This window comes from Streptococcus sp. CF8_Ac1-9 (assembly GCF_024295565.1).
Lineage (GTDB): Bacteria > Bacillota > Bacilli > Lactobacillales > Streptococcaceae > Streptococcus > Streptococcus parasanguinis_X.
Genome location: NZ_JANCOY010000003.1, coordinates 187386 through 209182, shown reverse-complemented (window position 1 = coordinate 209182; position 21797 = coordinate 187386). Strand labels below are relative to the sequence as shown.

22 protein-coding genes are annotated in these 21797 nt (G+C 42.8%); 2 read left to right on the top strand and 20 right to left on the bottom strand.

The genetic code is table 11. The features are described from left to right. Positions 1–7 precede the first annotated feature (7 nt). The 13 genes from NML76_RS06880 to rlmB form a co-directional block, all read right to left on the bottom strand. Positions 8–622: a CadD family cadmium resistance transporter gene (locus NML76_RS06880; RefSeq protein ID WP_002911684.1), complete on the bottom strand. Its 615-nt coding sequence runs from the start codon at positions 620–622 to the stop codon at positions 8–10. Positions 623–921: 299 nt separating this feature from the next. Further along, complete coding sequence (locus NML76_RS06875) at positions 922–2985, bottom strand: heavy metal translocating P-type ATPase (protein WP_002893754.1); 2064 nt, start codon at positions 2983–2985, stop codon at positions 922–924. A 1-nt stretch (position 2986) separates the two neighbouring features. Beyond that, positions 2987–3265, bottom strand: coding sequence for a DUF6110 family protein (locus NML76_RS06870; protein ID WP_002893755.1), 279 nt, complete (start codon positions 3263–3265; stop codon positions 2987–2989). Between the two features lie 180 nt (positions 3266–3445). Beyond that, positions 3446–4048 (bottom strand): transposase, encoded by a 603-nt coding sequence (locus tag NML76_RS06865; RefSeq protein WP_255260894.1) that lies wholly within the window; start codon positions 4046–4048, stop codon positions 3446–3448. A gap of 477 nt (positions 4049–4525) precedes the next feature. After that, complete coding sequence (locus tag NML76_RS06860) at positions 4526–5575, bottom strand: DUF389 domain-containing protein (RefSeq protein WP_000126416.1); 1050 nt, start codon at positions 5573–5575, stop codon at positions 4526–4528. Further along, a complete protein-coding gene (locus NML76_RS06855; RefSeq protein ID WP_000825751.1) occupies positions 5572–5895 on the bottom strand; it encodes a potassium channel family protein in 324 nt (107 codons plus the stop codon). The genes NML76_RS06860 and NML76_RS06855 overlap by 4 nt, the downstream gene beginning before the upstream one ends. After that, entirely contained in the window at positions 5892–6251 is a 360-nt protein-coding gene (locus NML76_RS06850; RefSeq protein ID WP_000397555.1) for a hypothetical protein, read from the bottom strand. Before NML76_RS06850 ends, NML76_RS06855 begins: the two co-directional genes overlap by 4 nt. Then, a complete protein-coding gene (locus tag NML76_RS06845; protein ID WP_006151097.1) occupies positions 6176–6478 on the bottom strand; it encodes a TMEM175 family protein in 303 nt (100 codons plus the stop codon). Before NML76_RS06845 ends, NML76_RS06850 begins: the two co-directional genes overlap by 76 nt. Before the next feature lie 353 nt (positions 6479–6831). Beyond that, positions 6832–7224 (bottom strand): 30S ribosomal protein S9, encoded by a 393-nt coding sequence (gene rpsI / locus NML76_RS06840; protein ID WP_002893764.1) that lies wholly within the window; start codon positions 7222–7224, stop codon positions 6832–6834. An 18-nt stretch (positions 7225–7242) separates the two neighbouring features. After that, positions 7243–7689 (bottom strand): 50S ribosomal protein L13, encoded by a 447-nt coding sequence (gene rplM, locus NML76_RS06835; RefSeq protein ID WP_002876943.1) that lies wholly within the window; start codon positions 7687–7689, stop codon positions 7243–7245. 152 nt (positions 7690–7841) lie between these two features. Further along, on the bottom strand, positions 7842–8705 hold the full coding sequence (locus NML76_RS06830) for a DegV family protein (protein ID WP_254733092.1): 864 nt from the start codon (positions 8703–8705) through the stop codon (positions 7842–7844). Further along, the gene (locus NML76_RS06825; RefSeq protein WP_003004212.1) at positions 8705–9217 is read right to left on the bottom strand and encodes an NYN domain-containing protein; all 513 of its coding nucleotides are present in this window, start codon (positions 9215–9217) and stop codon (positions 8705–8707) included. The genes NML76_RS06830 and NML76_RS06825 overlap by 1 nt, the downstream gene beginning before the upstream one ends. A gap of 18 nt (positions 9218–9235) precedes the next feature. Beyond that, positions 9236–9964: a 23S rRNA (guanosine(2251)-2'-O)-methyltransferase RlmB gene (gene rlmB / locus NML76_RS06820; protein WP_042760193.1), complete on the bottom strand. Its 729-nt coding sequence runs from the start codon at positions 9962–9964 to the stop codon at positions 9236–9238. Between the two features lie 96 nt (positions 9965–10060). On the opposite strand from rlmB, the gene NML76_RS06815 reads away from it, so the two are divergent. Together NML76_RS06815 and NML76_RS06810 are read left to right on the top strand one after the other, a co-directional pair. Then, positions 10061–11023 carry an aromatic acid exporter family protein gene (locus NML76_RS06815; RefSeq protein WP_254733089.1) on the top strand — a complete coding sequence of 321 codons (963 nt, stop codon included), beginning with the start codon at positions 10061–10063 and terminating at the stop codon, positions 11021–11023. A gap of 115 nt (positions 11024–11138) precedes the next feature. Next, complete coding sequence (locus NML76_RS06810) at positions 11139–14360, top strand: LPXTG-anchored zinc carboxypeptidase (RefSeq protein WP_254733086.1); 3222 nt, start codon at positions 11139–11141, stop codon at positions 14358–14360. A gap of 327 nt (positions 14361–14687) precedes the next feature. Here the strand turns inward: NML76_RS06810 and NML76_RS06805 are convergent, their stop codons facing one another. From NML76_RS06805 to cysE, 7 genes are all read right to left on the bottom strand, one after another. Continuing rightward, the gene (locus NML76_RS06805) at positions 14688–16355 is read right to left on the bottom strand and encodes an alpha-glucosidase (protein WP_254733083.1); all 1668 of its coding nucleotides are present in this window, start codon (positions 16353–16355) and stop codon (positions 14688–14690) included. A 66-nt stretch (positions 16356–16421) separates the two neighbouring features. Continuing rightward, on the bottom strand, positions 16422–17552 hold the full coding sequence (locus tag NML76_RS06800) for an ABC transporter ATP-binding protein (protein WP_021154414.1): 1131 nt from the start codon (positions 17550–17552) through the stop codon (positions 16422–16424). 124 nt (positions 17553–17676) lie between these two features. Then, complete coding sequence (locus tag NML76_RS06795; RefSeq protein WP_254733080.1) at positions 17677–18537, bottom strand: helix-turn-helix domain-containing protein; 861 nt, start codon at positions 18535–18537, stop codon at positions 17677–17679. After that, positions 18534–18932: a Mini-ribonuclease 3 gene (locus tag NML76_RS06790; protein ID WP_049503453.1), complete on the bottom strand. Its 399-nt coding sequence runs from the start codon at positions 18930–18932 to the stop codon at positions 18534–18536. The genes NML76_RS06795 and NML76_RS06790 overlap by 4 nt, the downstream gene beginning before the upstream one ends. Further along, the gene (cysS, locus tag NML76_RS06785; protein WP_254733077.1) at positions 18925–20268 is read right to left on the bottom strand and encodes a cysteine--tRNA ligase; all 1344 of its coding nucleotides are present in this window, start codon (positions 20266–20268) and stop codon (positions 18925–18927) included. The genes NML76_RS06790 and cysS overlap by 8 nt, the downstream gene beginning before the upstream one ends. Positions 20269–20288: 20 nt before the next feature. Then, entirely contained in the window at positions 20289–21155 is an 867-nt protein-coding gene (locus NML76_RS06780) for a GNAT family N-acetyltransferase (RefSeq protein WP_254733075.1), read from the bottom strand. Between the two features lie 12 nt (positions 21156–21167). After that, a complete protein-coding gene (cysE, locus tag NML76_RS06775) occupies positions 21168–21785 on the bottom strand; it encodes a serine O-acetyltransferase (RefSeq protein WP_003018264.1) in 618 nt (205 codons plus the stop codon). Between the last annotated feature and the right edge of the window lie 12 nt (positions 21786–21797).

Sequence of the window (21797 nt, the reverse complement as noted above, 5' to 3'; positions counted from 1 at the left end):
TTTTCTCCTAGCCTAACACAGCCCATAGCATGTCAAAGCTGTTGTTTTCAATCAGGATATACATCCCCAATCCTAAATAGACAACGGCAATAAACCATCTGCTATATTTTTCCAAAGTTTCTCCAACAGAAGGGACTTGTGCTAATTTTTGGGCAGAAAAAACCAAGAGATAAATCATGACTAGAAAAGTAAGTAAAGTCACTATCAAATTCGCTAAATTTAAGGTGGTAAAATATGGGACAAAGACACCAATATTGTCAGCGCCACAACTTGCAAAAGTAATCATAGCGACTAGAAAAATCAGGTTTTTATTGTCTTTTCGCAAACCATCTTTTGCAATAGCTTCTCCATCAGAATCTCCTAAAAGCAAAACTTTGAGGCCTAGGAAAATTGGAATCAAACCGAGTAAACCTAAAATCTCTTTACTAGGAATATAATTTAAGACAAATGCAAAAAGCAAACTTAGGAATATTAGACTAACAGAGCCTAGAAATTGTCCTAAATAGATGTTAATGATGTCCTTTCTGCTTTTTCTTTTGGCAAAAAATAACATTAGGATAATAAGTAAGTCTACGGCTGTCCCAGAATACAGGATTATTGAAGTAACAATATTTTGAATCATAAAACACCTTATTCAAATATATTTTTGAATGTATTCTAACATTAAACTTTGTAGATGTCAACTTAAAATCCACCAATTAATAATTGCATGTCAATATTTGTATTGTGAAACTAGTTTCAGAAATATATAGTCTTAAAGTATGTCCACTGCCAATGGTTTTTTCAATATTTAAAAGGAGAGAACCAATTTGGTCCTCTCCAGGGTATAATTTTCCATCAACCCACTACAGTTGACAAAGAGCCGTTATTCTCAAATGAGACAACTCCTTTTAGTTTTTATAACCTCAGCTTCTCGGTCTCTTACCTACTTTTAATAGAAAGACTACGAAGGACGATTCTTAAAGTAGTCAGATTGTGCAATATCGAAAGATTAGATGGGCTTAACCAATTTAACAACCCAAATCCAATTAAACTTCCATTTATTACAACTGTTTCTTGAATATTTCTTTGAATTAATTTCTGCAACGATTCAGATAAAGAATTCAATTCCTCGAAGAAATCTAAACGATTATCTAATAATAAAATATCACTCATCTGCTTAGAAATATCAGCACTTTCATTCATCACAACCCCAATATCTGCAAGCGTCAAGGCAGCAGAGTCGTTTAACCCGTCTCCAACCATCAAAATAGTTCGGCCAGCTTTCTGTAATTCCTGAACCAACTGAAACTTACCATCTGGTTTTAAATCAGTATAAACGTTGTCAAATGGCAGATCTTTAACCAACTCTTCTGTTCTAGCCAACGTATCACCAGTTGCCAGAATCAGTTTTTTCCCTTGGCGCTTTAGCTTTTTCAATGCAACTTTCGCCTCGCTTCTCAAGGGAGTGTGGATACAAAACATCCCAATTAATTCTTTCTTATAAGCCAAAAACAATAAATTGTAATGAGTCTTATATTGCTCAATCAAGGCCAGCTGCTCAGAACTAATTCTTACCTGTTCGTCTTGCATTAGTACATAATTTCCAATGACAACCGATTGACCATCAATTTGCGATTTAATCCCTTTGCTTGCAACATACTGAAGCTTGCCATGCATTTCTTCGTGTTCAATGCCTTCAATTTCAGCTTGTTTAACAATTGCATTGGCAATAGGATGATAGATATGTTCCTCCAAACATGCACTTATTCTTAAAATATCTTTCTCAGTATAATCTCCGAAAGGAAGAACCTTTTCAACCAAAGGATAACTCGTCGTGATGGTACCCGTTTTATCAAACAAGAAAGTATCCACTTCCAGATATTTTTCTAATACATCACCATCTTTAATAACCATTTCTCGATTTAGACCTTCCTTTATGGCCGTAAGGTAGGCTACAGGTGTGGATATTTTTAGAGCACATGAAAAATCCACCAATAAAAAGGAAATGGCTTTTGAAAACGAACCTGTTAACAGATAAGTCAAACCAGCACCTAAGAAGTTATATTTTACAACCTTGTCTGCCATCCTAATAAAATGACGTTGTTTTGTCTTCTTACTCTCTTCAGATTTTTTCATCAGATTGATGAGTTGCAAAATACGACTGTTTATCTGATTATCAGTCACACGAATTCTTAACTCTCCTGTTTCCAAAACAGTATTCGCACATACAGAATCTCCCTCTTTCTTTTCAACAGGGAAGCTCTCTCCAGTCAAGGAACTCTCATTGACCATGCCTAATCCTGAAACCACTTGCCCGTCAAACAAGATTTCATTCCCTTGGGAGACAACTAATACATCACCTACTTGAACATCAGAACTCTTGATGCTGATGACCATGTCTCCCCGCACTAAGAAAACATCACTTTCTTTAGCAAGAAGGCTTTGTTCCAAATCTGTTGCTGTTTTTTTTAAAGACCACTGATCCAGATGATTACCCAAATCAAGCATAAACATGATGTTGCTAGCTGTCTTGGATTGGTTCATAAACAAGGACAACAAAATGGCCGAACAGTCCAAGACCTCCATGGTTAGTTCCTTGCGCGCTAAAGTTTGATAGGCTTCTTTGACATAACCCAAAGCCTGATAACAAGTCCAAATATAACGAATAGGGTAGGGTACAAAACTTCGAAACAGCAAACGCTTAATCGCTGCACCCGATACAATTGAATAAGCACTCTCTTCTCTACGAATGGGAAGAGTCATCAAGTCCGAAACTTTCCCCTTGTCAATTTTTTTTAAAAAGGCCTCTGCATTTTCTAATACAGAGAAGCCTTCTTTCATACGTAGAGTAAAGTGCTGCTGATCCATATAAAACTGAATAGAGTCGATCCCTTTTTCATCTTTAGCCAAGGAACGAAGATAATCTTGAATATCCAAGGTCAGTGAAAACGAGGACGATAATCGGATATGTTGATATCCTCTGTGTAGCACTTTAAAAGACATATTATTCACCTGTCAGGCTATCTAATTGTTCTTCTTTCTTTTCCTGTTCGTATAAATATTTAGCGTCTTGTAAAACATCATCACCGTGTTGTTTTACAACAGAAACAGATGCATCCAGTCCATCTTTCAATTTGTAAGCTTTAGCCAAGGCCTTAGAATAGCCTTTCTTAGCTTCTTTACTTGCTAAGACTTTCAAGCCAAGCGTCCCAAATGCTACCCCTCCTAAGAAGAGAGATGATTTTTTCGCAACTTTTGCGACGTTTAATACTTCTTTTAACATGTTTATTTCCTCCTTGTAACTATTGTAGCGAAAAATGACAGCAAAAGCAATTGCTGATATCTGATATATAGATAAAATTCTCTATACTGATATTTAATTATATTATGATGAAAACAATATACTTTATTTTTTGATACTGTCAATAATTATGTGTAAACACTTAAGTAGAGTTACGGAGTGTTAATTAAATAAGCTTTCAAGTGTATCAGAACATTGACCAAACCCTTTATGGATTCGTTGACTTTGCTTGAAATTATAATCTTCAAACAACGTAACTAAGTAACGTTCCAGAGCCTCCTCATTAGGAAAAAGAACCTTCTTTTTCGTTTGATGTTTGATTTCTTTGTTAAGAGACTCAATGAGGTTTGTCGAATACATGCTGTGCCAAATCTGGTAGGGAAACTGATAAAAAGTTAAAAGATTATCCGTCTTCTCCAGACTTTCCATGACTTTCCTATACTTTGGTTTCCATTCGGCGAGAAAGTCCTCTAAAGCTTGTCCTGCCATTTCTAAATTTTCAGCACGATAAATCATTATAAATTGCCCCAGAATAACCGCTCTATCTGCTCGTTTCACTTTACTAGCTAGATTTCGACTAATATGAATTAAGCAACATTGTTGTTTAGCTAATGGGTGAGCCTGACTGATAATCTGCTCAAGCCCCTTAAAGCCATCTGTAACTACAAGAGAAATCTGTTGGATTCCTTGGTTTTGAAGCTTGTCTAACAGGGTGGACCAAGAAGCATTGTTTTCTTGAGGCAACTGTGCATAGCATATCTCTATGCGACTAAAGTCGCTAGAGCTATCCTAATTGCGCACCGCCAGTTCTCATAGAAAAAAACACCTTGCAAGATGCAAAGTGTTTTCGTTTGTATTCTGCTGTCCAGTAACGAATTAACGTTTACTAAATTGTGATGCTTTACGGGCCTTTTTCAAGCCTGGTTTGGAAAGTATGAATTTCAGTTGGACTAAAAACAGCGTAATATCAAGACTTTTCTCCGCTTTTATAAAAGCTTTTTTCCAATCAAATTCAACTAATTTTATCCGAATGGTGTGGATTTTACCCCCAAAATTACAGAGAATGGAGCTGATAAACACTAAACGTTCACACCATTAGTTAAATGATTTTTTGTTCATCATTTTTCTTAGATGATAGAACTTCTAATTTATTTCTTATTCAAGCAAAAACAACCTGCTATAAGTAAGAAAGAGGAAGATACAAGAAAAACACGGCGTAAAAACCGATTCAGTTCATTGTCCTCAATCCTTGTCTGCTTCATTTTCTTTTACGAGATCGTTTTGTGAATCTTTTTCAGAGAGTTTTTGATCAATATACTTGTCAATGTTTTCATAAAATTCCTTGGTCGCTTCACTATCTAATGTTGGCGAGTTCTGAACTTGATTCACTTTCAATTGAACAGATTGAATACCGTAAGAGGCTTGTTTTTGGTGGAGTGTTTCTAATTCTTCTTCTGAAATCGGATCTCCAACAACCGTCAAGACCAATTCATTGTTACTTGACTTGTAGACTTGATTAATAACCGTATAATTGGCGAACTCTTTTCCTACAAACTGTTTGATCCCTTCTTTGCGCGCTTGTTCTATTGTCAGAGTAACTGCCGAATAGCTAGCTGGAAGAATCAACAATACAATCAAAGATATCAAGCCAATTCTCATTTTAATGCTCAGCTCTTTAAATGAAGTTAAAGGAGATTTTCTCATCAAAATTCTTGTTCCAACAATGTTGGCTAGCATGATAAAGACACAGTTGATCAAGAAAAGATAGAGAGCCCCCAATAAAAATCGTACATTCCCATTAGCTAAACCATAGCCAGCAGTACAGATAGGCGGCATCAGAGCTGTAGCAATGGCTACTCCTGGCACGATATTGTTTGCTTCTTTTTTCCTTGAACCGATCACACCAGCAATCCCACCAGCAATAGCAATGAGGACATCCCAAATGGTTGGAGAGGTTCGTGCAATCAACTCGCTACTTGCATAAGACAAGGGAGAAATCCAGAAATACAGAGTCGAGACAAGCAAACTGACCAACACTTGAGTCAATAAAACCTCTAGAGATTGCTTGATTAAACGCGTATCAAAAATAGCTAAACCGAATCCCAGTCCAACAATCGGTGTCATGAGAGGTGAAATCAACATGGCTCCTATAATGACAGCTGTTGAATTCATATTTAGTCCGATAGAGGCAATAAAAATTGCACACATCAAAATCGCTGTATCTCTCAATCGAACATGAAGGTCATCGTATAATTTCTCACGGTATTCCCGTGTTGAATAATTGGCAGTCATTTGTCCTCTCCTCTTTCCTTATTTAAATTGGTATAATAATTAAAAATAACAGCTGATAAACAGCCAAAAAATATGAGCCCATAAATCGTCAAGAAGACACTGGTAATCCTTCCAATCAAGGTCACAGCTAGGAGATCCCCGTAGCCGACAGTCGTCGAAGTCACAAAAGCATACCAAAGACCGTCTCCGTAATTTGTGATAGCAGGTTCAACTAGGAAAAGCACGCCTCCTGACCCAAAAACAAAGGTCACAAAACTCAGAGCAAACCGAGTAAAACCCGTAACCTGCATAATATGCCATAACATTTTTAAACGTTTCATTTGTTCTCCTTATTCATACTAGCTCCTGACCGAGCCGTTTTTTTCCAATAATCAAAGTGAAGATAGGACATGATCTCCATCAGAGAAAGATAGACAAACTGATAGATCTGATTTAAGCTGATTATCAACTGATATTGTTTGAAAAATGACTGGAAGAAAGACCAGATATGACTGTCTTGAATCAGTCCCTTCTTAATATCAGACAGGATGTTAGCTAAAGCTCCCAAGGACTGAAACGGTAAATCCTTGACATTTATATAGATCCGGTCCACCACATCATTCAGACTGGTATCTTGGATGGCATGAAATTCTCCAAAGAGAACTCCTGCCGCTCCAAGAGTAGAAACAAATTCCACCAAATAATTTCTGAGGAAATTTTCTCAACCTTTTCCCATAATGTGTTTAGTGCCATCCATAACGATCCCAACCAGAAAAAGGAAAGAAAACAAGCAAAGAAATTTTGCCGTAAATCCCAAAAAGCTTCAAGACTTGGTGTTGTTGGTTTTTCTAACTCTAAAACCAAGATGGTCATAATAATTGCTAGAACAGCATCTGTCAATACAATTAATCTGTCTTTCTTCATCGGATTGCATCCCCTTTCTTTTTTGTAACATTCTATCTTATCGCATAATATTGGATATTCTTTCATAATCCGACTACAAACAAAAATAAACCAAAAAGTATGTCCCTATTATACTATATTTAACTCTAGAAGTATTCATCCATCTAATTAATAAATATATCATATTTCACAATAAGTGAATACTATCAAAGATTCATCCCCTTTCACTTCATCATGTAGTGTTGCTTAGATTTATCAAAAACAACCAAATTTGTATTAATTTCAAGTATCACCTAGTTACAAAAATTTGGGGTGAACAGAAAAAGCATCCCGTATTTTTGATACGAAATGCTTTCAATAAGTTTAAATAAGTTTTAACGTTTACTAAATTGTGATGCTTTACGAGCTTTTTTCAAGCCTGGTTTCTTACGTTCAACTTTACGTGAGTCACGTGTAAGAAGTCCTGCGCGTTTCAATGAATCGCGGAAGTCTGGGTCTACTTGAAGAAGGGCACGAGCGATACCGTGACGGATAGCTCCTGCTTGACCTGCGTATCCACCACCTACAACGTTAACGAAAACGTCGTATGAACCTGCAGTTGAAGTAACTGCGAATGGTTGGTTGATTACAAGACGAAGGTCAGCGTGTGGGATGTACTCTTCAACATCTTTTTTGTTAACAGTGATTTTACCAGTTCCTGGAACAAGGCGAACGCGTGCAACAGCGTTTTTACGACGTCCAGTACCTGCATATTGTGCTTGTGACATACTTTATTGTTCCTTTCCTTAGATAAGTCCTGAAATATCAAGAACTTCTGGTTGTTGTGCAGCGTGAGTGTGCTCAGCTCCAACGAATACTTTCAATTTCATACCTTGAGCGCGGCCAAGAGTATTGTGTGGAAGCATACCTTTAACTGATTTCTCAATCAAACGAACTGCATTTTTAGAACGAAGTTCACCAGCAGAGATTGATTTCAATCCACCTGGGTGGTTTGAGTGAGTGTAGTAGATCTTATCAGTTGCTTTTTTACCAGTCAATTTAACTTTTTCAGCATTGATAACGATTACGAAGTCACCTGTATCAGTGTGAGGTGTGAATGTTGGTTTGTTTTTTCCGCGAAGCACGCTAGCAACAACTGCTGAAAGGCGTCCAAGAGGTACATCAGTTGCGTCAACAACGTACCATTTGCGTTCTACTTGGCCTGGTTTAGCCATGAATGTAGTTTTGTTCATGATTTCTCCTATATGAATGTCGTTTTTGTTTACAGGGCGGATGTTCCGGTCCGCAAGTTATTTGAAAGGTTCCGGGGCCTTACAAATGGGGTAAACAATACCGCCTACTATTGTATCAAAATTCTAAGATAAAAGTCAACCGATTTGGAAAATTATTTGCGATTTTCTTTTCCAATGACAAATTCGATCAAGGAATTCGGGCCGACGTGGGCTGAAATAACTGGTCCAAGGGGCATCACAAGGACTTCATCGATGCCTTCAAGCGCAAGCATTTCTTGCTTCAATGCTTCGGCTCCTTCTAGATCGTTGGTATAAGACACCAAGGCTGTGCTTTCACCGATATCGGCTTTGATCAGCTCCAGTAATTCTCGGACAGCTTTTTTGCGTCCCCGAACCTTGCTAATAGGAACTAATTTCCCTTCCGCATCTATCCAGAGAATGGGTTTGATGCTGGCCAAACTTCCCATGATCGCAGCACTTTTTGAAAGACGGCCTCCACGCATGAGGTGGTAGAGATCATCGACGAGGAAATAAGTCCGCAGTTTTGGCGCTAGAGCTATAATCTCTTCTTTGGCTTCTGCTAATGAACGGCCTGCATCACGCGCAGCTACTGCCCGCATGACCAGATATCCCTCTCCAATCCCAGCAGCCTTCGGATCGACAATCTCGATCACGGCTTCTGGATAGTCTTCTAAAACCAGGTCTTGTGCCATGACTGCACTCTGATAAGTCCCAGATAAGACCGATGAAAAGGCCACATAAAGCAGATCTTTCCCTTCTTTGGCAAATTGTTCAAAGGTTTCCTGAAATTGGCCCACATTGACCTGACTGGTTGTCGGTTTGGCCCCATTTTTCATGGCTTCTAAAAGCTCAGGACTGGTCAATTGACCTTGGCCAACTGTCTGGTAAACCGTCCCATCTAACTCAATGGTCAACCCAAGAATGGTCACCTGGTGTTCCTTGGCCCAGTTCTGATCTAAATCTGCGGTCGAATCTGTCAAAATAGAAAATGTCATTACTTGTCTCCCATCATTTCTTGTAATTGTCGCAATACTTCGTGATCGAGTGGTCGCATGGGTGGTTTTTGATCGTTGACCACTCGCTGCGCCTGATTGAGGTTTCCTTTGACGACTGCGACCCGTTTTTCTAACTCTCTAGCAGATACCCGAAGGGCTCCTTGAGCAAAGACGGTCCATTGCTCATTTAAGTCACTGGTCGCTACCGATACTTGGTGGAGGGGCGTATTGAGCTCTGCCGCCAAGCGCTCGATATAGTCATCTGCCGTCTCATCCTCACCTGTAAAGACCACCTGAACATTGAACTCCTCATAGGTCTGTCGCACTCCTGGCATATACTGGGCATCAAAGACACAGATGACTTCGATCCCTTCAAAGCTAGCATAGTGGCTCAGTTTTTGCAGAAGGATATTGCGGGCTGCATCGAGCTCACTTTTTTGAAAGAGCTGGCGGGTCTCCTGCCAAAAGGCAATCATATTATAGCCGTCAACCAATAAGATTTTTCGTTTCATATCATTGCCTTTCTAGGATTATAGTCGGTTGCGAAAAACCTCGTACATGAGGATGGCTGCTGCCACACTGGCATTGAGGCTTTGCACATGACCATTCATGGGAATGGTGATCATCTCATCGACTTGCTTTTTGATGTTGGCTGAGATCCCTTTTCCTTCATTGCCAATGATCAAGGCTAACTTGCCTGCCGTATTCCACTGGTGAGATGGCGTGCCGTTCATGTCGGTTCCAAAGATCCAGAAGCCCTCTTCCTTGAGCTTGTCTAGAGTCTGGCTGAGATTGGTCACACGCGCAATAGGAATGTGTTCCACAGCTCCGGTAGAAGTTTTTGACACCACTGGGGTCACTCCAACCGCTCGGTGCTTAGGAATGATAACTCCTGAAACATTGGTCGCATCAGCTGTCCGCAAGATAGATCCAAGATTGTGCGGATCTGTTAAGCCATCGAGAATCAACAAAAGCGGGTTCTCTTCTTGGGCTGTCTGTTTCAGAATCACTGCCAAGTCTGTGTAAGCAAAGGCTGCCACACGAAGAACAAAGCCTTGGTGAACAGCTCCTTCCGTCATTTCCTGCAGGGTTTTCTTTGGCGTCCAAGAAATCGACACTTTTTTCTCAGCTGCTAAGGCCTTGATTTTGTCGACATTTTTTCCTCGGAGGTCTTCTTGAATATATAATTTATTGCCTGTGTTGGCTTGTAAAGCCTCGGTGACTGCGTGGACACCGTATACGATATCGTTATTTTCCATAGAACTAGTATACCACAAGAAAGGAGGAAGAGGCCAATTCATGATATAATGAAATCAAATCTATCTCAATGAACAAACAGAACTAGAAAGAAAGCCATGCCTCTTTTTCAACGAACCATCAAGCTCACCTTGGCCACCTGTTTAGCAGCGGCCCTTGCTTATGCTCTGGGCTTGACCTATGCCATCTCAGCTGGCGTCATTGCCATCTTGAGTATCTCTGATACACGTCGCAGTACCATCAAGCAGGCCTACCAGCGCTTTATGTCGACCTTGCTGGCCCTTGCTATCGGAAGTCTCGCCTTTTCCTTTTTTGGATTCAACCTCTGGGCACTGGGAGTCTTTATCGCTCTCTATGTTCCTTGCGCCTTTCTATTGGGTTGGCAGATCGGCATCACGCCTAGTACGGTGCTGGTCACCCATCTCTTAATTGAGCAGTCTACTTCCTGGGGGCTCTTGCTCAATGAACTTGCCCTCTTTTTAATCGGGACCAGCTTTGCCTTGCTGGCCAATCTCTATATGCCTTCTAATCAGGCCGCGATCGATCATTACCATGATGTTGTCGAAGACCAACTAAAGAAGATCCTTGCTCGTTTTGCGGAATTTCTTGGTAAAGGGGATGGTCGCAATGATGCTCGCTTGATTAAGGAGTTGGATGGTATCCTAGAGGACGCTTTAAATCTAGTCTATCTGGACCATTCCAACCACCTCTTTCACCAAACTAACTACCATATTCACTACTTCGAAATGCGCAAGCGGCAAAACGATATCCTGCGGAATATGGCAGAAAACGTCAACCGTTGTCAGTTAGCGGCGAGTGAAAGCATAATCCTAGCTCAACTTTTTAAGAAAACGGCCCAACAGTTAAGTCAGAAAAATCCTGCCCAAGATCTTCTAGATGATATTAGTCAGTATTTGGCGATCTTCCGTGAACGTCCTCTTCCTAAGACCCGTGAAGAATTCGAAACACGTGCCACCTTGCTCCAACTCTTAAGAGACTTAGAAACTTTTATCCAGGTCAAGGTTGATTTTTACCAACAATTTCATAAGGAGACAGAATAGACAAAGAAGCCCTTGCAAGATGCAAAGGCTTTTTTATTCAGGGTTTTATTGTAAACGCTTTCCTAAAATGGTATACTAGAACTGGAAAATAACTTTTTTAAGGAGGGTCTTCTATATGAAGTCTTCGTATAAGAAACATTTGTACACTACAACACTCAGCCTCTCAGCGGCTGTCTTGCTTTCCGTTATCGGTCATGGCCAAGCTTCAGCCGATAGCTTAGAAGCGCCTCAAGCGGAACCAAGCACGGTCCTTGAAGCGACACCTGCTACTGAGCAACCTGTGACAGCCGAGACGACTAGTCCCGCTACAGCCACAGAAGTAACTTCTGCTAGTCCTGCAGAAACAGCAGCGACTTCTGATGGGACTTCTACTACAGAAGTTGCGCCAGCCGCTAGTCCAAGCACTAACCGTGCTACAACAACCGCTGACCAAGCGACTCGATTGGCGGATAGCACCATTTATCTCTCTGAAAAGAGTACGATTGATGACAAAGTCCAAGAAAAAGCTCAAGCTGCTGGCAAGATCAACTGGACCTTAGACAATAAGCCTCTCTCTGAGTGGAAAACCTGGGATATGGAGACAGGAACACTGAGCAAGGATCCATTCCTTACCATCACAGAGACTGCTAACGGAAATGATTTAGATCTCCACATTGACGTGCAAGATCTCTTTGGTGGAGATCTCAGTCTTCGTAGCCCAAATAATATCCGCCGAACTTACCGCAATTATATCGGCAATCATGAGCTGGTCGGAACCAATGCAGACTTAGGTGTGACCATCAATAAAACCCTTGTTTTTCGACCTTATCAGGACTACCATACACATGAAGAAATGCTGGTTGCCATCGAAAAATCCAAGGATGAAGCGAAACCCGATCGTTTAGTGCAGCTGGAAACTCTTGGAAAGAGTGCCCAAGGCCGGGATATGAAGATGGGGATCGTGAGCAAGGACCAAGCCAGCATCGATCACTACCTGTCTAGTACCAACCCTACAGCTTTGACTAAGCCAAGCGAAATGCTGGCCGCACTAAAAGACAAGACCTTGGATTACAAATTACCTGTCTTAGTCCACAACACCCACGCGGATGAACAGCCAGGCATTGATATCATCACAGGCCTCTTCAATACCTTTGCGACCAAGGAAAAGGTGACCTTTAACACCACAGATGAAGCTGGAAATGCTAAAACAGTCACGCTAGATATTCCAAGCTTGCTCAATAAATTCATTTTCTTATTTGACTTCACGGAAAACCCAGATGGGGATGCTCTCAACCTGCGGGCCCTAGCAAACGGGCTCGATCCAAACCGGGATGCCAGCTACCAAACCAACCCTGAAGTTCGCACGGTTATCCAAATGATCAACAAATGGAATCCGATCGCTCTCTACGACTTACACGGTTTTGTCAAAGAATTCTTGATCGAACCTGCAACGCCACCACATGATCCGAACTTCGAATACGATCTTCTGTCAGACCTGATGCTAGAAAATGCCCATCATATGGGACGGGCAGGAGTTGCCAATTCCAAATACGATAGTTACATCATTCCAAAACTGGATTGGGGCGATGGCTGGGATGACTCCTTCTCTGGCTATACAGGGGTTTATGCAGTCTACCATGGTATCTTAGGCCATACCATCGAAATTCCAGAAGGAAATGAAGAATCCTACAAAGCAGGTCGCAACGCTGTCCTAGGCGGAATTGACTTCCTCAACCAAGATCCGGACCGTCTCCTTGAGATGCGTCTCAACTTCTACCTACGTGGTCTCAATAAAACCGAAGATCCAAAAGCTGAAAATGAACTGGTCGGCCCAAATGGGGAAATCGTTGGACGTGTGAAAAATGGTCGTCCGAAATTCTTCCCAGACTACTACGTCATCCCAATGAGCCTAGACAAAGACAACGATGCCCAAGAAGCCTTCAATATGATCGACTACTTCAAACGCAATGGTGTCCTCGTTAAGGAACTCAAAGAAGATATTGGCAACTATAAAAAGGGGGACTTAGTCATTGACATGGCCCAAGCCAAACGTGGCTATGCCAACCACATTCTCTACAAGGGCTCCAACGAATCTGCCTGGGCTGCTATGTACGCAGAGTTGCTGGTCAACTTCCCAGATATGAGAGGGTTCAAGTCCGAACCTGTCTTTGCGGATGGTCTTTTCAACGGAAAATTAGGAGAAGTCACCACCACCCGCGCCACTCGTACCTCTGAGATCGATCCAAAAGCTCCTTACTATGTGATCGCAAACACCTCAGCCAGTGCCGTTAAAGCTGTTAACCAGGCGATTGCACAAGGAAAATCTGTCTACCTAACAGACGATGGCTACATCGTTGACCGCGATACCTTTGCTTCGCTCCTGCCAAACTATGCCATTTATGGTGATGCCCTCTACAAGGTGCCAAGTGGCCCAACCTTGAAACCAATGAAGGTCTACTCTCCGAACTACCACTATAATTGGGCTGGAGTAGATGCGCCTGCTCATACTAGTCTGGTCCTTGAAAAATTAGGCTTCCAAATCGTCAATACACCAGAAGAAGCGGATGTTGTTATTTTGGAAAGCAACCGCTTTGACGCTTCCATTTTTGGCAAGAAACCAACCCTTGTCATTGGTGGGGAAGCCATGCAAAAATTGGAAAAATTAGGAGTTCTTACAGGATTTGACGCTGAAAAATTAAAAGGCGGTAGTGACTACGAAGGCTTGATGAAAGCGATCATTGATGACCAGGATCCATTGACTAGCGGATACAAGAAGAATACCCTCTTCTACTCCAACTCAGGAAACTGGATTGAAAAGGTTCCAGAGCATTTCAAGACCTTGATGAGCATCGCTCCGAGCGATTATTATATTGCAGGTTGGTGGCCACATAACGATGTTCTGGCCAACAAAGTCATGGCCATCTCTGGGGAACTGATGGGACAACCACTCTTTGTCTATGCAGGAAATCCAACCAACCGTCAACACCCTGTCCACTTCTTCCGCTGGGTAACCAATGCGATCTTTGGCAGCAAGTTGGCAAGCTTGATGGATTACGTTCCAGCTAAAGAACCAGATCAAGTGGTGGTTCCAATTCATAACCAAACAAGCAATCCACAGCCAATCTTAGCCAAGAAGGATACTCCTAAAGTGCTCCTTCCACAAAAAGAAATGACAACAAAAAATGAAGAAAGCGTGCAAGCCTTGACTTACCAAGTAGGACAAAGCTTCCAAGAAAGTCCAGCCAAGGCACAATTGCCACAAACTGGAGAAGACACAACCGCGCACTTCGTTCTTTCAGGCTTCTTGCTAGCCGTTAGCGGAGGCTTCCTCCTCTTGAAAAAGAAAGAAGTTGAGTAAGTTCCAGGTTTAGACTTGGATGACATGAAAAGAACCTTCGCAGATGCGAAGGTTCTTTTTGAAGATAAACTATCTTTCAAAACTTTCCTTAGGTGAGTGCGGACGTCAGCGAACTTCTTCGAAGTTCCATGACTTAGTTTTGGACCTAATGTTCCAAAACTCCCGAGTGCTTGAAACAATAATGTTTCAAGCACTTTTCTCACGGCGGAAAGTTTCAGTTTATACTTGACTGATTCTAAAGTATAGAAAACTTTTATAAATTTCTCCAGAATATTTAATGAAAATACTATTCTACATTAAATTCTAATACTGATGCAAAGTTTCTCCTTATTCCACCAATTCCAATACAACAGTTTGGTAAGGGGTCAATTCGAGCACTTGGTCTCCTTCTTGGAATAATCCTGCTGTATTATTTAAAACGACTGTTTTAATCGGAGCTGGTAACTCCAAGGTGGCCTGGCGATTTTGGAAATTGCTGACAACCAAGAGACGTTTGTCCCCACGGCGTTCAAAGGCGATGATGTTTTCACGGTCGCGATACGCTGGGATCATATCTCCGAACCGGATGGTATTCCCATAGAGGGGATGGCGATACAAGGCCGTCAGCTGCCGGTAATAATTCAAGATAGAATTGGGATCCTTTTCCTGATCTTCCACATTAATGGCAACATCTGGTTTGGGACTAATCAACCAGGCTGGTCCATCACTAAAGCCCAGACCTGGCTCTGCTGACCATTGCATGGGTGTCCGCGCATTGTCCCGGCTGTAGTTGGCAATCGCGGCCAAGGCTTCTTCCTCGCTTAAACCAGCTTCTTTCGCGACGTGGTAGCCATTGATGGTCGCGATATCATCAAAGTCCTCCACCGATTCAAAGACTTGGTTTTCCATCCCAATTTCTTGGCCTTGGTAGATAAAAGGAATTCCCTTACGCAAAACCTGAATAGTTCCCAGAGCTTTTTTACTGGTATCGTTTACTGGACCTTCCGCAATATAATGGGACACCCCACGAGGCTCGTCGTGATTCTCGATAATGGTCGAAAGAACCCCAATGCTATCCGCGCGCTCATGGGCTTGGAAAATACTTTCCTTGAGTTCATCTGCAGTTGGAAGAGCATGGTCGAACCAGCCTTTTCCTTCCTGACCCAGCATGGTTTGTTTGAAGTCAAAGATGGAAGAGAAGACACCATCTTTTCCAATAAAGAAGTGCAATTCTTCATCGGTTTCATTGAAAACTTCCCCTACAGTGAAGGCATTGTACTTGGCGAAAGTTCGCTCCTTTAACTCTCGCAGGAAAGGTTCAATCGGTTGGGCATTGACCAGCGATTCCGGCACTGGAACCAGGCCATTGTCACGATCGGACGGAAGCGAACGCCATTCTAAATCTTTTTTAATGTTGATAATGGCGTCAATCCGGAAGCCAGCGATTCCCTTGTCCAACCACCAATTGATCATCTTGTAAATCTCTTCGCGTAAGACAGGATTTTGCCAATTGAGATCCGGCTGATCCTTGTGGAAAGAATGGAGATAGTATTTGTTGGTGCCAGGAACTGGTTCCCAGACACTGCCTCCAAAGTAACTTTCCCAGTTGTTGGGTTCCTTGTCACTTTCGATGAAATAAAAGTAGTCCGCATAAGGTCCATCTGGATCCGCTAAAGCTTTTTGGAACCACTCGTGATGACTGGAGCAGTGGTTAACCACCAGGTCCATAATGATGGAAATGCCCCGCTTCTTGCCTTCCGCGATCAGCTCTTCCATATCTTCCATGGTTCCAAAAATTGGGTCAATGGCATAATAGTTGGAAATATCATAACCCTGGTCAATAAAAGGACTCTTGTAAATAGGAGATAACCAGAGAATATCAATCCCTAAGTCTTGAAGGTAATCTAGTTTCTCCGTGATTCCTTTCAAATCCCCAACACCATCTCCATTGCTGTCTTTGAAGCTTTTGGGGTAGATCTGATAAGCGACCTTTCCCTTCCACCAGTCTTTTTCCATGTTTTGTCTCCTTAAAATGAAAGAGACCGAGACATATCGTCTCAGTCTCTACAGTTTCAGTAGGTATTAGTATACTGTTTTTTCAGTTTCTTTGTCGAAGAAGTGAGCTTTGTTCAAGTCAAATCCAAGTTCGATGGTTTCACCAGTTCCAAGGTAGTCACGTGCATCTACTTTAGCGATGAATTCGTTGTCACCAACTTGGCAGTACAAGTGAGATTCTGAACCGAGCAACTCAGACACAGAGATCGTAGCTTTCACAACTGATTCTGGGAAAGTTTCAAGGAATGCAGCTTCTGTATTCACGTCTTCTGGACGGATACCAAAGATCAATTCTTTACCATCATAGCCTTTTTCTTTCAAGACTTTCAAAGCACCTTCTGGAACTTTCAAATTCAATCCATTAGCAACGATGTGTCCACCTTCCAATTTCACGTTAATGAAGTTCATCGCAGGGCTTCCGATGAATCCAGCTACGAATTTGTTCACTGGGTTTTTGTATACTTCTTGAGGAGTTCCGATTTGTTCTACACGTCCGATTGTACCAGTACCTGCAGGGTTTTTAGTAGCAGACATGATAACGATACGGTCAGCCAATGTCATCGCTTCTGTTTGGTCGTGGGTTACATAGATCGTTGTAGCTCCGATACGACGGTGAATTTTCGCGATTTCAGCACGCATGGATACACGAAGTTTAGCATCCAAGTTTGACAAAGGTTCGTCCATCAAGAATACTTTTGCATCACGGACAATGGCACGTCCCATGGCAACACGTTGACGTTGACCACCTGAAAGGTCAGCTGGTTTACGATCCAAGAATTCTTTCAAGCCAAGGATTTCAGCTGCTTCTTGTACACGTTTGTCGATATCTTCCTTGCTGTATTTACGCAATTTCAAACCAAATGCCATGTTATCGTATACAGTCATGTGTGGGTAAAGAGCGTAGTTTTGGAATACCATGGCGATGTCACGGTCTTTAGGCGCTACGTTATTTACAACAGTACCATCGATGGAACATTCACCTTCTGTGATATCTTCAAGACCAGCGATCATACGAAGAGTTGTTGATTTACCACATCCTGAAGGACCTACGAAAACGATAAACTCTTTGTCTTTGATGTCCAAGTTGAAGTCTTCAACTGAGTAGTGTTCGCTGTTTGGATATTTTTTGTAAATATTTTTAAGATTTAATTCTACCATGATGGTACTCCTTTGATTTTTATAGTTCTATTGTAAATGAAAACGTTTTACAAATCTATGGCAAGTCTCACAAAAAAGAAAAAGAGTTTTGTGCAAGTTGCACAAAACTCTCGATTGATTCCGTTTAAATGACATCTTGCAAGACTAAATGGTAGCAAAGAGCCAGATCTGTCAGATTTTTCAACTGGAGACCCGTTAGCTCTTCCCACTTATCAATCTTGTATTGGAGCGAATTGCGATGGAGATAGAGTTGCTGGGCCGCCTTGGTCACGACTGCCCCATTTTCCCAAAGAGCGACAATGATGTCTTGCAATTGATCTTGACTTTCAATCAACTGATGCAAGCTTGCTTTGATCGGGGTAAGATCCAGACCTGCCTGCTCGATCCCCCACAGATAGAGTTGGGAAAAGCGATAGACGCCTTGATGCCCTTCTCGGATCCAAGCTCGAAAAACCGCCTGTTCTGCTCGGATAACCGGAGCCACTTTTCCTTCTTTTGACTCGGTCCATACTTGCCCGACCAGGATAGATAAACGAATATTGAAGTCATATTCCATAGCAGAGACCGTATCTTTTAAGATATCGGCCACAGGCAAAGACTGGTCTTGGTCCAGAATGAGCACGTAGTCCTGTCCACTCAGTTGCAAGGTTGCTCGGAAGTTGGGCAAGAGTGTCTGCATCATCTCTAACCAAGAAGCCATCCCTTCCGCTGTTGAGTGCGAAATGTGGCAATAGACGAGCTGCATTTTTTTGATGACCTGAGGGGCTTCTCCCTTTCCATCGATCAGGTATTGGTACCAAGGATTGGGGGCAACCTCTTCTTCACCGCCCAACAAGGAAATCAATTGTTTTTCTCGCTCGGTTAACTCTTCTTCCTTCAGTAGCAGCCATTGATGAGCCTGAAGGGGTATCGCTACATAACCAGCTGGTGGATGAGCTTGATCCGTCACCTCTGCATGAGGAAACCACTCTCTGATATTTTTCACTGCTTTCTTCCTTCTTCTACTTGCTGGATGCACCAGTTAATCAATTCTTCTAAACGAGCAAGCTCACCCGTCATATGAAGATAGCCCATGACGGCTTCAAAGCCTGTCGACATACGATAAGTCACGACATCCGCATTTTTGGCCTTTGTATGGCTATTGGTATTACGACCGCGCTTGTAGATCTCCAACTCTTTTTCTGTCAGAATTTCTTGCTCCAGCATGCTTTCAATCAAGCTAGCCTGAGCTCTAGCAGAGACATAGCGGGTGGCAGCCTGGTGAAGCTTATTGGGCTTGGTCATCCCTTGAAAAATCAGGTGTCTGCGAATATACATGGAATAGACTGCATCTCCCTCAAAGGCAAGGGCAATCCCATTGATTAGATTGACATCAATCACGTGTCCACCTTACACCTTCTTTTGTATCCAAGAGCTTGATTCCTTGTGCAGCCAATTCATCGCGAATGGCATCTGCTCGCGCAAAATCTTTCTTAGCCCGCGCTTCCTGACGTTCAGCGATCAAGGCTTCAATATCTGCATCCAAGACTTCTTCGACAAAGACCACTCCAAAGACTTCTAACATCTTGGTCAAGGCATCCTTGACGTCTTGATTGTAGTGACCTGAATTGATCCATTTAGCCAATTCAAAGACGACAGTGATGCCGTTTGCCGCATTGATATCTTCATCCATAGCCGCGATAAACTTGTCCACAAAGCCTTGCAATTCTGCTGGATCCACTTCTCCTGTGAACGGTTGCTCATAGGTATTTTTTAAATACTTGAGGTTGGTTTCCGCATCGCGCACCGCTTTTTCGGTGAAGTTAATGGGTTTGCGGTAGTGCTGGGTCGCAAAGAAGAAGCGAAGCACTTGGCCGTCGATAGTCTTCAATGCATCATGCACGGTGATAAAGTTGCCTAAGGACTTGGACATCTTGACATTATCAATATTGACAAAGCCATTGTGCATCCAGTAGTTGGCAAAAGTCTTACCTGTTTTAGCTTCAGACTGGGCAATTTCATTAGTATGGTGTGGAAACTCAAGGTCGGCTCCACCACCGTGGATATCAATAGTATCCCCTAAAATTCCCGTCGACATGACCGAACACTCGATGTGCCAACCAGGACGACCAGGTCCCCAAGGGCTGTCCCAAGAAATCTCTCCTGGTTTGGCAGCTTTCCAGAGGGCAAAGTCGACTGGATTTTCCTTGCGAGCTGTTTCCTCATCTGTCCGACCAGAAGCGCCTAGCTCCAAGTCTCCCAAGGTTTTATTGGCTAATTTTGCATAGTTGTGGGATTTTTCCACACGGAAATAGACATCGCCTTGGCTCTCGTAGGCATAGCCTTTTTCGATCAAGTCAGCGACAAACCGGATGATGTCATCCATAAACTCGACCACACGAGGGTGGCGGGTTGCAGGTTTCACTCCAAGAGCCGTCACATCCTCACGGAAGGCCGCAATATACTTGTCTGCCACTTCCTGTGGCGTAATGCCTTCTTCTTTGGCACGGTTGATGATCTTATCATCCACATCTGTAAAGTTGGAAATGTAGGCAACTTCGTAGCCACGATACTCAAAGTAGCGACGAATCGTGTCAAAGGCCACCGTTGAGCGGGCATTCCCTACGTGGATATAGTTGTAAACCGTTGGCCCACAAACATACATGCGAACCTTTCCTTCCTCGATGGGGATAAATTCTCGCAAATCACGAGACATAGTATCATAAATTTTTAACACGCTTCATTTCCTTTCTGTTTCTACTCTTTTGGCTTCAAGTAAACCACCTGAGTCTGTTTGACAAAGCCAATCTTTTCATACAAGCGTTTGGCACCTACATTGCTGTCTTCCACGGCAATCTGAAATTCCTTATCGTTTTGCTCAATGAGTTGGTTGACGAGGGATTTGGCTAGATAGCTTCCGTAACCTTGCCCACGATAGACTTCAGCAATCGCAAGCCCATAAAGGTAATTGCATTTTCCAGATACATCCACCGTACAAACGCCAATCACTTGACCTTCTTTGAGTAATATGTACAGCAGACTATCAGGATCCTTCAAGGCCTCCGAAATATATCTGTGGCTCACTTCCGGTGCTTCCACTTCATCTGAGAAGGTTTGGTGGTGGAGCTGGGCAATGGCTTCAAGATAAGAAGGTTCCGCCAAGAGCACATCGACATCCGAACGGGAATCTAATGCATAAGCGGTTCGATCACGTCCTAACCAGGTTTCTGTTTCGCCATCCTCAACCAGTCCCCAATTGCTGGCAAAATCAGGATGATTCTCTAGAAAAATACGCTCTGTCTGAAAAGTCACAGACTCAATTGGATAAGATGCCGTTTCTTTCTCAAAACTTCCATACAAAGCACGCGCAATTCCCTGACGACGGTGATTAGGGTGGACCAGGATCGCTACTTCCACATCTGGGTCATCCGCATAGACGGTTAATAGGCCAACAAGTTCACCTTTTTCGTAATAAAGGAAAAAGGCCGGCATATCGGGATCAAAATTGAGCATATTGGAGAGATAAGGATCCCGAAACGTTCCGTCATAGTTCTGACAGACTGCAATAAGGGCCTTTGCTTCCAGTAGTTGGTGGTCATTCAATGTATTGGTTGATTGAATCACGTAGCGATCTCCTTACAAGCTCGAAGACCGATGGCTAGCTTCCTTGGCATGCTCCAGCTTGTTCATGTAGTATTCGCGTTTTTCTTCTTCTTGGTGAATGACCGGTTCATCTTTTCGACCGTGCACCCGCACGATCTTGGCAGGAACACCGACAACGGTCACATCACTTGGTACATCTGAGACGACGACAGCCCCTGCTCCTACTTTGGCTTTTGCTCCGATTTCCACCGGGCCGATGACTTGGGCATGGGCGGAGACCAAGGCTCCCTCACGAACCGTTGGATGGCGTTTGCCGACATCCTTTCCTGTTCCCCCAAGGGTCACCCCGTGGTAGAGCATAACGCCTTTTTCAACAATGGCTGTTTCCCCGATAACGAGGCCCGCTCCATGGTCGATAAAGACACCAGAAGCAATGGTCGCACCTGGATGGATCTCAATCTGGGTCCAAAAACGCCAGAATTGGCTGTGCATCCGCGCCAAGAGCTTAAAACCATGGTTCCACAAAAAGTGGGAAACACGGTGAGCTGCCAGTGCTTTGACGCCCGGATAGGTCAAAAGGACCTCCAGCGAGGTACGCGCTGCTGGGTCATTTTCTTTTACAATATTGATGGTTTCACGCCACCATCCCATACCGTGCTCCTC

Coding starts and splice junctions, on each gene's coding strand:
- rpsI (WP_002893764.1), bottom strand. CDS start 7,224: ATGTCACAAGCACAATATGCAGGTACTGGACGTCGTAAAAACGCTGTT.
- cysE (WP_003018264.1), bottom strand. CDS start 21,785: ATGGGATGGTGGCGTGAAACCATCAATATTGTAAAAGAAAATGACCCA.
- rplM (WP_002876943.1), bottom strand. CDS start 7,689: ATGAACAAAACTACATTCATGGCTAAACCAGGCCAAGTAGAACGCAAA.
- NML76_RS06875 (WP_002893754.1), bottom strand. CDS start 2,985: ATGTCTTTTAAAGTGCTACACAGAGGATATCAACATATCCGATTATCG.
- NML76_RS06815 (WP_254733089.1), top strand. CDS start 10,061: ATGCCTCTTTTTCAACGAACCATCAAGCTCACCTTGGCCACCTGTTTA.
- NML76_RS06845 (WP_006151097.1), bottom strand. CDS start 6,478: ATGAAGAAAGACAGATTAATTGTATTGACAGATGCTGTTCTAGCAATT.
- NML76_RS06870 (WP_002893755.1), bottom strand. CDS start 3,265: ATGTTAAAAGAAGTATTAAACGTCGCAAAAGTTGCGAAAAAATCATCT.
- NML76_RS06830 (WP_254733092.1), bottom strand. CDS start 8,705: ATGACATTTTCTATTTTGACAGATTCGACCGCAGATTTAGATCAGAAC.
- NML76_RS06825 (WP_003004212.1), bottom strand. CDS start 9,217: ATGAAACGAAAAATCTTATTGGTTGACGGCTATAATATGATTGCCTTT.
- NML76_RS06800 (WP_021154414.1), bottom strand. CDS start 17,552: ATGGTAGAATTAAATCTTAAAAATATTTACAAAAAATATCCAAACAGC.
- rlmB (WP_042760193.1), bottom strand. CDS start 9,964: ATGGAAAATAACGATATCGTATACGGTGTCCACGCAGTCACCGAGGCT.
- NML76_RS06855 (WP_000825751.1), bottom strand. CDS start 5,895: ATGAAACGTTTAAAAATGTTATGGCATATTATGCAGGTTACGGGTTTT.
- NML76_RS06805 (WP_254733083.1), bottom strand. CDS start 16,355: ATGGAAAAAGACTGGTGGAAGGGAAAGGTCGCTTATCAGATCTACCCC.
- NML76_RS06880 (WP_002911684.1), bottom strand. CDS start 622: ATGATTCAAAATATTGTTACTTCAATAATCCTGTATTCTGGGACAGCC.
- NML76_RS06860 (WP_000126416.1), bottom strand. CDS start 5,575: ATGACTGCCAATTATTCAACACGGGAATACCGTGAGAAATTATACGAT.
- NML76_RS06810 (WP_254733086.1), top strand. CDS start 11,139: ATGAAGTCTTCGTATAAGAAACATTTGTACACTACAACACTCAGCCTC.